Raw genomic sequence first — 10,346 nt, 5'->3', positions numbered from 1 at the left:
GGTAAATTCAAGCGTCGTATTTGTTCATCTAACTGGCTTTCAATAAATTTGGCAACTAAAATATGCCTGAAGGTGGGGGGATTCATCAGTTCTAGTCTACCGTCTACCAGTTCATAACGGTTATCTGTATCATCTTGATATGCAAGATATTCTTCAAAGCTTAATAATTGCTCTTGTGTAGTGAGCATGATTAGCTAATTAGTTTAAAATTTATTACTTGCCTTTATTAAAGCATATTTTCAACTCCTGCTGCCAGTTCTGACAAAAAACAACGTTTATGCTCAAGCAACCATTTTGTCAGTTCGTAAGAATACTTTAGTTTTTTAAATTTTATTTTTCTTTGGGAAAAATTTGAAAATAGTTGTTCAAGTATTTGAGATCCATGAATTTTATATAGAAATTCTTCTTCTGAAAATACTTTAGCAAGTTATTTTAAAAAACCCGGTTCCTCTAAGAAAGCGGGTTTATTGATAAATATTTTAAATTAGCTGGGTAAACTACTAAATTTATTTACGCTCACTTAACTTAGTTACCCCGGAAGTTGCTTTTTCAACGCTTCCAAAGAAGCCCAACGACTATCAACCGGCTTGTTTGAACTATCAGCATCATCGCTCAAAATACCCGGACAATCGAGATTACAAAGCTGACGCTGAGGTATTGCTAAACACATCTGCTCGTATAACCATTCACTCGGATAAAAATAACCTTTAGGTGAGAGAGTTTCCACTAAATCTTCCATCACAACTTCCCGTTCTAAAGGCAAATCCTCTATTTGATTAGCAGCTTCATCTAACCAAATTACTTCTTTGGTATTCACCGTCAAACGCTGATTATATTGCTGCAAACAACGGTTACAGGTACAAGTAATAATTGTTTCTGCCTGACTGGAGACTTCCAAGTAATTGCCGTGATACTCAACCCGCACGCGACCGCGAACAGGTGTCAAGCTTTCCAGACCAGGTAGAAACTCTTGAACTTGAATTTCCTCTGTCCGCTCCGGGGCTTTGGTGAGCTGCGGAATAAAAATTGCGTCCATAGGATTTCGATATAATTACGAAAATTTAGGTTTTACTATCAGCAATTCTGCTAATAATACAACTCTATTTTAACTCCCATTATTCGCCGTCGCTGGACAAACCACCAAATGACGGTGCGGTTCTCTGCCACGGCTAAAGGTTTGCAAATCTGTAAATTCTTTTAAAAAAGAGTGGATTTGCCGCCGTTCAGCTGCACTGAGAGATTTGATTTCTACTTCTCCACCAGCAGCCCGGACTTCATTGGCTGCGGCTTCTGCCATTGCGTGAATTTCTGCTTGCCTTTTGACACGGTAGCCATTTAATTCAATGGTGTAAAAAGCTTGTTCTGCTTCGGGTAAGCCGAGGTTTAGTACCGAATTAGCTAAATACTGAATCGAATCAATCACAGAACCATCAGCGCCAATTAAAAGGCGAATTTGTTCCGTTGTTAAATTAGTTTGGTCAATGGTTAACCAGTAGCTATCTAATTCTGGGGAATCGCCAAATCGAGGCGGGTCAATTTCTAAATTCCCCTTAATTTCGGCAGGTGTTCCTGTTAATTGCAGCAGCGTTTTTAACCACTGCTGCCCTCTTTGCATTGGACTTTCCAGCATCATCAACCTGTAGTCTTTTTCTTAGAACTCTTTGGCTCAAATGGTAAAGTTCTTTGTTCTGCTGCTGTTTCTTTCTCTTGGCTGGCTACAATTTCTTGTAGTCCCTCTGGCAGAGGTTCACGGGAGAGAATATAAGTTTGAGCAGTTTGGAAAATATTACCAATTACCATGTACATCAATACCCCAGCTGGTAGGGGAAAGAACAAAAACATCCCAGAAAATATAACTGGTGTGATTTTATTAACTGTATCTTGTTGTGGATTACCACCACTGGAATTCTGCCCGGAAATCATTTGGCTGACATAAAGGCTAACCCCGAAAAACAGGATCATCGCGACGATATCCCAATTAATCTGTCCGTCAGGATTTTGAGCGCCAACTCTACCTAAAGCTTGAATGAACAAAAATCCTTTCTCTGCTGCTAGTCCAGGAATTGAGCCTTGAATTGTCACATCTCCTGGTTCTAAGGCTTCTATATTGCCTTCAGCATCTATTTTTACCCTCTCTTCCCCTTTGGTAACTTTCCATTCAGGAATCAGGTTACTTTCGGGATGTTCTGCTAAAAGCGCCTGAAATGGTTTCCCTTCAACAGTCTGATATTGCAGCTTTGTTTTTTCTCCTACGGCTAATTTGTTACCGGCAGGCAAAATAGCTGTGACACGAGTGCGTTCTCCATCAGCAATGTAGATGTTTTGGGGAGCAGTGGCAAAAGCTTGGGGTTGAATGCGTTCAATTTGTTCGGAGGGAAAAATCTGGAGGTTAACGCTATAGTTCGCACCGGCAAAGGGTGAACCCCGCAATGTGGCAAACAGCGCTAATAATACTGGCATTTGCAGCACAAGGGGGAGACATCCAGCTAATGGGTTGCCAAATTCTTTTTGGACATTGACCATTTCCTCTTGTTGCTTTTGCGGATTATCCTTGTACTTCTCTTTAATTTCTGCCATCCGCTTCTGCATCAGAGGTTGTACAATTCGCATTTTCCGCATATTACGAATTGAACCAGCACTCAGGGGATAGAGCGCGAAGCGGATTATCAATGTCAAGGCAACGATCGCCAATCCGTAACTAGGCACAATTCCATAGAAAAAGTCTATGATTGGCAGCATCACGTTGTTTGAAAGAAACCCGATACCAAAATCCATTATTCTGAATTTAACCTGAGCTACTGTAAACTGAACTGAATCTAATTTATCTAAATCATGATTCCTATATGACTATCCTACGCTACGGATAGCCGAATGGGGAAGAAGCGGGGGGCAGGATGCAGGGTGCAGGGGAGAAGAGAATAGGACTTTAAGTAGAGTGAATCAGTGCTATTTTCTGTTAAATTCTCTCTGGATCTGGTGTTTCCTGCTCCCCACTCCCTACTCCCTATCATTTCTTAGCAGCACCGCTATATAGGGGATTTTTAGCTGTAACTCTTTCGTTGATGTAATCATAAGTTTCGCGGAAATTGGGAACAGCCCGCATTTCTAGGCGACTACCATTTTTCAGGGTTAGTACCATGTCTCCCCAAAAGCCGATGCCACGGGGAACTTTGACGATTTTAACCACTTCTGAATAGATAATATCAGTGCGATCGCCTCCTCTCCAACCTCCCGTTACAGAAATCCTGCGGTCAGTGATGCGGAAGCGGAGCCATAATGCCCTAACGATGGCTCCAACTGCCAATGGTAGCCCCACAACAGTTAGTCCAATCAACGAATTGAGAATTAAGTCCCCGATGTGGGGGCCACCCTCATAATAAACTTCTTCACGAATACCCATTAGATACCTCAGCTTTTACCAACAACTGCTCTAATTCTTGCAGAAATTCTTGGCTTACGCACTGAGATTCTGCTGCTGTTGGTTTCACAACGATAACTACCCGCCAGCCTGGGGACAATTTCGGCAATAAATGATGCAAAGCAGCCGTAATTTGCCGTTTAATCCGGTTACGAATTACTGCTTTTTTGCTGACTTTGGTGCTAATGGAAACGCCAAATTGAGTGCTGGAAAGTGTTTTTTCACTGGTAGCAGTATCCAAGGAAGGCTTTTTTGCACCTTTTGGTCGTAAGGCTCTCAATATAAAATGAGAACTATGACGACGAATTCCTTCCCGGAAAACTGCCTGAAAATCTTTTCGGGATTTTAATCGATTTGCTTTGGGCAACGCCACATCTGTTCTTTTTGCTGGAAATTTCCTAAACGCTCAGACGATGACGACCTCTTTTTCTCCTCGCCCGGATCACGTTTCTTCCGGTTGGTGTCTGCATTCTGGCACGAAAACCAGAAGTTCTTTTTCTTTTACGGCAAGTGCCGCCCAGGGTTCTCTTCATACCGTTCTCCTCTTAGGCGATTTTTATAAAAAGTTACAATCCATAACTATATCACTTCAAGAGCTAAAAATAATAAATAATTGATTAAAATGTGGTCAACAGTTAATGTCTCTGGATAATTAGCAATTAACAACTGACCACCCACAAATATTTAATTTAATTTATACTCAAAAGCCAGGTTCCTACATAACGCAGTAGTGGGACATCCCCAGGCGCAAGAATCTGGCAGTTAAAATGATACATTCCCCCAAAACGCGAAGTTCGCATATCAGATACCACTAACTCAACTTCTTGTCCTGCTGGTACTGGCTCTTCAGGAAAAATTTCCAGTAGGCGAGCTTCTTTGTTCCACTTTACTTCAGTCAGAGGAACTTTTTTGCCTCCAACTTTTACCTCAATCTTTTTGGGATTGAAAGTTCCATCGTAATAATCTGGATAGCTAACGGCAAACTGAGCTGCTGCTAAATTCATTTTTTTGGCTGGTATTCTCAGTCTGACTCGATCCCAGCTATTAGCATTGCCACCAAAATCAAATCTGTGGGATAGCCTATTTTCACTTTTGATCCCACCAAATAGTATAAGTCCCTCTGAGCTTTGGGCTTCATTCATGATTGCAAAACCAGCCAGTAAAGAGCTGGTCAACGCTAAAGCCGAAAACAGTCTCAGAGGCAATTTGCTCTTAGAACCTAGAAATCGTAAATTTTGCATAGTTATAGTCCTCAATCACCAGAAAATAGGTTTGTTACTCAATCAATAACCAAAATTTAGTCTTTGTAACTAAACTGTACTACTGACCCCTGGGCAATTGACGTTAAATTTAAGCAAAAAGTGCCGTCATCTCTAGAATCTTAAGTACTAGAAGAATTTGTGAGTGATAATTTTAACTTATACTTAAGTAAATATTTTGACCACTAAATTGGTAAGATTTATACTAAATGAAAATCGGACTGAAATTTGATTTTGTTTCTAAATATGTATTAATGTATATTAATATAAAATTTTTGTGATAAAAATTGATCTATCTAGCCAGCGATCGCCAATGAACTTGAGATAGATTGATGAAAATGAGCTTGATTCAAAACAGCAATCATTAAAAAATAACTAGGAAACTATCAAGCTAAAAAAATATGTGAACAAGGAATACTCAAAGTTTGCAATTCCTAAAACAAGCTAAAGACAAAGATGCAAATTTGGTAATCAACTTAGGATTTGCAATATGTGAACCTATTTGTAACTATCAGCAAGTATGACATCTGCAAGGGTCAAAATGGGGCTGAAACTGGAGAGCCAAGATTATTCAAGGACAAATTCAATGTTCAATCTCTCAGAACAAGCCATTGCAGACAGTTACAACCCTCAAGGTTAAGTCAGGGGAAAATTACAGATTCCCCAAAGAAAGAGGTATTTATCTCCAGGAGATTTCATGAAAATAGCGGTTGCTAAAGAAATTGAAGTTTGTGAACGACGTGTAGCATTAAACCCTGACACTGTAGCCCGATTAATCAAACAAGGTTTGGAAGTATGGGTGGAAACAGGTGCGGGAGAGCGCTCTTATTTTAGTGATTCTGCCTACGAAGCAGCAGGAGCCACGATTATCAGTGATACTGCTAAATTATGGGGTGAAGCAGATATTTTATTAAAAGTTAGCCCACCACAAGAGCGAGAAAACGGTGGGTCTGAAGTGGAATTACTCCGCGAAGGATCTGTATTAATCAGCTTCCTCAATCCCTTGGGAAATCCTGTAGTGGCGCAAGAACTGGCAAATCGCCAAATTACAGCTTTTAGTATGGAGATGATCCCCCGTACTACCAGGGCGCAAAGTATGGATGCTTTGTCTTCCCAAGCTTCACTAGCAGGTTACAAAGCAGTATTAATTGCCGCAGCTGCATTGCCGAAGTATTTTCCCATGCTGACAACAGCCGCCGGTACTATTGCCCCAGCTAAAGTATTTATTATGGGTGCTGGTGTGGCGGGATTGCAAGCGATCGCTACAGCCAGACGCTTGGGTGCAGTAGTCGAAGCCTTTGATATTCGTCCCGCAGTCAAAGAAGAAGTGCAAAGTCTGGGAGCTAAATTCGTCGAAGTCAAACTCGAAGAAGAAACCACCGCAGCCGGAGGTTATGCTAAAGAAATTTCTGAAGCTAGTAAGCAACGGACTCAGGAAGTTGTCGCCGAACACGTCAAAAATGCCGATGTGGTAATTACCACCGCCCAAGTACCTGGGAGAAAAGCACCACGGCTCGTTACAGAGGAAATGGTGGCACAAATGAAACCCGGTTCGGTGATTGTGGATTTAGCGGCGGATCAAGGTGGTAACTGCGCTTGTACTGAAGCAGGTAAAGATATTGTCTGGAATGGAGTCACAATTATTGGCCCCATCAATTTACCTTCATCCATGCCAATTCACGCTAGTCAGTTGTATTCTAAGAACCTGACATCCTTAGTGCAATTATTAGTCAAGGATAAAGCTTTACAAGTAGACTTTGCTGACGACATCGTAAATGCAGCTTGTATTACCCACGCAGGGGAAATTCGTAATCAACGGGTGCGGGATGCGTTAGAAGCTTTAAGTTCTCAGATTGGCAAACATTAATTAACCGCCGATAAACACCGATAAACGCCGATAAGAGTTTATTTGTGTGGATTGATGGTGATCAACAGGAGTTTTTATTTCATGACAGAGGCATTACTTGCTGCTTTGTTTGTGTTTGTTTTGGCATCTTTTATTGGCTTTGAAGTCATCAACAAAATCCCGCCGACTTTACACACGCCTTTAATGTCCGGCTCAAATGCCATTTCGGGGATTGCGGTATTAGGGGCGATTGTGGCTGCTGGTGCTAAAGATACTAGTGTGTCAGTGATTCTGGGTTTAATTGCTGTGGTATTGGCGACAGTTAACGTCGTCGGTGGTTTTCTCGTCACAGATCGGATGTTGCAAATGTTCAAGAAAAAGGAAGTTAAGGCGTGAGCGATTTTCTACCAACTGGGATTCAGCTGACGTACTTAGTCGCTGCATCGTTATTTATTCTGGGTTTGAAAAAACTCGGTTCCCCAGCTACAGCGCGCAACGGTAACGTGATCGCTGCTGTGGGTATGTTGCTGGCGATTGTCGCCACACTGTTAGATCAGCAGGTGCTGAACTATGAGATGATTTTGGTGGGCTTGGCTATTGGCACTGGAATTGGTGCGATCGCAGCTTACAAAGTCCAAATGACCGAAATGCCCCAAATGGTGGGTTTACTCAATGGTTTAGGTGGTGCAGCTTCCGCACTAATTGCCGTTGCTGAATTTTGGCGCTTAATCGCAGCATCTGAACCCATACCTCTAGATGTCAACATTTCCATTTTGTTGGACGTGTTAATTGGTGGTGTCACCTTAACAGGTAGTTTTGTCGCCTTTGCCAAATTGCAAGGTTTAATCAGTGGTTCACCGATTAAATTACCTTTCCAGCAACCATTTAACCTCTTGCTTCTCGTTGGTTATATAGTAGGCAGTGCCTATTTAATCATCACACCCGATAGCTTACCCATTTTCTTCGGAGTCGTGGGAGTTTCTTTAGTATTGGGTGTTATGTTCGTCCTTCCCATTGGTGGAGGCGATATGCCTGTGGTAATTTCGCTGTTAAACTCCCTATCGGGGATAGCAGCAGCCGCAGCTGGTTTTGTGGTTATGAACAATATGTTGATTATCGCTGGCGCACTGGTGGGAGCTTCTGGTTTAATCCTCACCCAGATTATGTGTAAGGCCATGAATCGTTCTCTATTCAGCGTGCTATTTGGTGCGTTTGGTGGGGCGGTGTCCAGTGATGCTATAGGCGCTACAGGTGTTACAGGAGATCAAACTGTTCGCAGCATTGATGCTGAAGAAGGGGCGATGATGTTGGGTTATGCCCGTAATGTGGTCATCGTACCCGGTTATGGTATGGCTGTTGCCCAAGCACAGCACACTGTTAGGGAATTAGCAGATCAGTTAGAACGCATGGGTGTTGATGTTAAGTATGCCATTCACCCTGTGGCTGGAAGAATGCCAGGACACATGAATGTCTTATTAGCTGAGGCGAATGTGGCTTATACCCAGTTGTATGACATGGATGATATTAATCCTCAATTGGAAGCTGCGGATGTGGCTTTGGTAATTGGGGCTAATGATGTAGTAAATCCGGCAGCGCGTAGTGATGTAAATAGCCCAATTTATGGTATGCCGATTTTGGAAGTAGATCGGGCGAAGCAGACAATTGTAATTAAGCGCGGGATGAGTACGGGTTTTGCCGGTGTAGATAATGAATTGTTCTACAAGGAAAAAACTACAATGCTTTTTGGCAGCGCTAAGGATATGGTTTCTAAGTTAGTTTCGGAAGTGAAGCAGCTTTAGCGTTTGTGTAGTGTCCGCGTAAGGCATACCCCCCAGGTAAAGGGCATGGAGCAAGAAAAAACTTAGATAGCTGGTTTTGTGGGTGTGATGCTTCCGCAAACACAGAAAGAGCTAGATCCCCGACTTATTGTAGATACCCGTAGGGTAGCTTCCCAAAAGATAACAGTCGGGGATCTTTCTATTTGTAACTTATTGCGTTGTTAGTGTGGGTTTTAATTTGGGTAATTTATAGATATAGACATTTTATATACAGTAGGCGATAAATTAATGAATATCTCTGACTCCGAACTTAACCTAGAATCTTTGGCAGCACGGATTTCCAACTTAGAGGTTGAACAGGATATCCGCAGAAAAAATATTGTTTGGTTAAAACAGTACTTTGATAAATTGCAACAAGCATTTCAGCAAAGACCTGAAATACAGCAATTTCAATCGATACAAGAGGAAGTTGACTTTTTAAATGCCCAATTTGCTGAGTTAAAAAAATCTCTGAATGAATCAAAAAAAATGCTTCAACTTGTGGATCATACTGACACCTTAACTGAGAAAGATGATTTAGATGATGGTGAAGTTGTTCAGAAGTTTTTTGAAAGAATTGAAGAACAAAAAAGTAAATCGAGTTTAATGGTAGCAGTTACTAACGATAAAAATTTTGAGGTAACTGTGGCTGAATTAGAAACAATCACATCACCGAATCCAAAAAATCAAGAAATTCATACTGATTTTACGAATTTAGAATTTCAGATGGAAAGAACGATATGGTTAGTTAACAGAATTTACACATTAGAGTCAGAAAGTCAAGATGTACCTATTAATGGTGCAGAATTTTGGCGACGTTATGAAGCTGGTGAACGAGATTTTAGTAATTGGAATTTAACTGGGATCAATTTGAGTGGTAAAACTCTGAGGAACATTAATTTAACTCAAGCTAATCTAAAAAATGCAAATCTTAGTAGTATTTGTATAATTTCTGGAAATTTAAGTGCTGCCAATCTTCAGTATGCAGATATTAGTAAAGCCAGCATACTTGATACAAATTTAAAGCAAGCAAATTTTGATCATGCCAATCTCTATAAGATTACACTCACATCAATCAGCTTAGAAAATATCTCACTCAAAAAAGTTAACCTCGTCGGAGCATATCTTGATAATATTAACTTGAGTGGAGCTAATTTAAGTGGAGCTAACTTAAGTAGTTTAAATTTGCGAAAACTTAATTTAAGCGGAGCAAACCTGAGTCATGCTAATTTCTATAATGCCAACTTATTGGAAAGCAATCTTGAAGATGCAAATCTTCAGGGAGCTAATCTTCAAACAGCAATTTATAATGAAAATACTATTTTCCCCCAAAATTTCATTCCTACTGAATCGGGGGCTTATTTAATTGCTCCAGGTGTATCATTAGCAAATGCTAATTTAGTAGGTGCTGATTTAAGTCGGATTAACTTAACAGGGGTTAACCTCAAATCTGCAAATCTCCGTTCAGCAAGACTAGATGGTACAAATTTAAGTCAGGCTAATTTGAGTGGTGCAAATTTAAGCAAAGCAAATTTAAGTCATACAAAACTCCTTCAGGCTAATCTGTCGGGAGCAAAATTGAATCAAGCGAATTTGACTGGTACTAATCTAACTGCTGCAATACTTACCAATGCACAACTAATGTTATCAAACTTAAGCGGAACCAAGCTAACTGCGGCTGTATTAAGTGGGGCTAGTTTGACAAACGCAACATTGTCCTCAGTCAACTGTAGCGGTGCTGATTTAAGTGAAGTAAATTTTATGGGCGTGAGTCTTCATGGTAATTTCAGTGGTGCAAATTTTAGCAAAGCAAACCTCTGTGGAATATCCCTTCAGAATCTCAACCTAGCGGGAGCTAACTTCACTTTATCTGACTTACGTGGTGCAAATTTGAGTGGTGCTGAGTTAGAAAAAGCTAACTTAAAAGACGCAAATATTAGTGGAGCTAAATTGGAAGGAGCCACTTTGACTGGTGCTATTATGCCAGACGGTACAATTCATAATTA

General features: G+C 40.9%; 11 protein-coding genes and 1 pseudogene. 4 read left to right on the top strand and 8 right to left on the bottom strand.

Going from position 1 to position 10,346, the window contains the following annotated elements; all coding sequences use genetic code 11:
* From VB654_RS01705 to VB654_RS01670, 8 genes and pseudogenes are all read right to left on the bottom strand, one after another.
* Positions 1–188, bottom strand: a pseudogene (locus VB654_RS01705) (Uma2 family endonuclease); the annotation flags it as partial.
* 341 nt (positions 189–529) lie between these two features.
* Positions 530–1,036, bottom strand: coding sequence for a YceD family protein (locus tag VB654_RS01700; protein ID WP_323211626.1), 507 nt, complete (start codon positions 1,034–1,036; stop codon positions 530–532).
* A 69-nt stretch (positions 1,037–1,105) separates the two neighbouring features.
* Positions 1,106–1,633, bottom strand: coding sequence for a protein jag (locus VB654_RS01695; protein WP_323211625.1), 528 nt, complete (start codon positions 1,631–1,633; stop codon positions 1,106–1,108).
* Positions 1,633–2,775 (bottom strand): membrane protein insertase YidC, encoded by a 1,143-nt coding sequence (gene yidC / locus VB654_RS01690; RefSeq protein WP_323211624.1) that lies wholly within the window; start codon positions 2,773–2,775, stop codon positions 1,633–1,635. The genes VB654_RS01695 and yidC overlap by 1 nt, the downstream gene beginning before the upstream one ends.
* Before the next feature lie 232 nt (positions 2,776–3,007).
* On the bottom strand, positions 3,008–3,400 hold the full coding sequence (locus VB654_RS01685; RefSeq protein WP_323211623.1) for a PH domain-containing protein: 393 nt from the start codon (positions 3,398–3,400) through the stop codon (positions 3,008–3,010).
* Positions 3,387–3,791, bottom strand: a complete 405-nt coding sequence (rnpA, locus tag VB654_RS01680) for a ribonuclease P protein component (RefSeq protein WP_323211621.1) — start codon at positions 3,789–3,791, stop codon at positions 3,387–3,389. The genes VB654_RS01685 and rnpA overlap by 14 nt, the downstream gene beginning before the upstream one ends.
* Before the next feature lie 25 nt (positions 3,792–3,816).
* The gene (rpmH, locus tag VB654_RS01675) at positions 3,817–3,951 is read right to left on the bottom strand and encodes a 50S ribosomal protein L34 (RefSeq protein WP_089091234.1); all 135 of its coding nucleotides are present in this window, start codon (positions 3,949–3,951) and stop codon (positions 3,817–3,819) included.
* A 156-nt stretch (positions 3,952–4,107) separates the two neighbouring features.
* Positions 4,108–4,659: a DUF2808 domain-containing protein gene (locus VB654_RS01670; RefSeq protein ID WP_323211619.1), complete on the bottom strand. Its 552-nt coding sequence runs from the start codon at positions 4,657–4,659 to the stop codon at positions 4,108–4,110.
* A gap of 715 nt (positions 4,660–5,374) precedes the next feature.
* Here VB654_RS01670 and VB654_RS01665 point away from each other — a divergent pair.
* From VB654_RS01665 to VB654_RS01650, 4 genes are all read left to right on the top strand, one after another.
* A complete protein-coding gene (locus VB654_RS01665; protein ID WP_323211618.1) occupies positions 5,375–6,544 on the top strand; it encodes a Re/Si-specific NAD(P)(+) transhydrogenase subunit alpha in 1,170 nt (389 codons plus the stop codon).
* Positions 6,545–6,625: 81 nt separating this feature from the next.
* Positions 6,626–6,919 (top strand): NAD(P) transhydrogenase subunit alpha, encoded by a 294-nt coding sequence (locus tag VB654_RS01660; RefSeq protein WP_006195540.1) that lies wholly within the window; start codon positions 6,626–6,628, stop codon positions 6,917–6,919.
* Complete coding sequence (locus tag VB654_RS01655; RefSeq protein ID WP_323211617.1) at positions 6,916–8,322, top strand: NAD(P)(+) transhydrogenase (Re/Si-specific) subunit beta; 1,407 nt, start codon at positions 6,916–6,918, stop codon at positions 8,320–8,322. The genes VB654_RS01660 and VB654_RS01655 overlap by 4 nt, the downstream gene beginning before the upstream one ends.
* A gap of 267 nt (positions 8,323–8,589) precedes the next feature.
* Positions 8,590–10,346: pentapeptide repeat-containing protein (locus VB654_RS01650; RefSeq protein ID WP_323211616.1), on the top strand; the 1,757-nt coding region annotated here is incomplete at its 3' end.

The organism is Nodularia sp. UHCC 0506, assembly GCF_034931045.1.
Taxonomy (GTDB): domain Bacteria; phylum Cyanobacteriota; class Cyanobacteriia; order Cyanobacteriales; family Nostocaceae; genus Nodularia.
This window is presented reverse-complemented; position numbering and strand designations above follow the sequence as displayed.

Excerpts from the sequence above, each read along its gene's own strand:
- VB654_RS01700 (WP_323211626.1), bottom strand. The coding sequence starts at position 1,036 with ATGGACGCAATTTTTATTCCGCAGCTCACCAAAGCCCCGGAGCGGACA.
- VB654_RS01685 (WP_323211623.1), bottom strand. The coding sequence starts at position 3,400 with ATGGGTATTCGTGAAGAAGTTTATTATGAGGGTGGCCCCCACATCGGG.
- VB654_RS01670 (WP_323211619.1), bottom strand. The coding sequence starts at position 4,659 with ATGCAAAATTTACGATTTCTAGGTTCTAAGAGCAAATTGCCTCTGAGA.
- yidC (WP_323211624.1), bottom strand. The coding sequence starts at position 2,775 with ATGGATTTTGGTATCGGGTTTCTTTCAAACAACGTGATGCTGCCAATC.
- rpmH (WP_089091234.1), bottom strand. The coding sequence starts at position 3,951 with ATGAAGAGAACCCTGGGCGGCACTTGCCGTAAAAGAAAAAGAACTTCT.
- VB654_RS01665 (WP_323211618.1), top strand. The coding sequence starts at position 5,375 with ATGAAAATAGCGGTTGCTAAAGAAATTGAAGTTTGTGAACGACGTGTA.
- VB654_RS01695 (WP_323211625.1), bottom strand. The coding sequence starts at position 1,633 with ATGATGCTGGAAAGTCCAATGCAAAGAGGGCAGCAGTGGTTAAAAACG.
- VB654_RS01660 (WP_006195540.1), top strand. The coding sequence starts at position 6,626 with ATGACAGAGGCATTACTTGCTGCTTTGTTTGTGTTTGTTTTGGCATCT.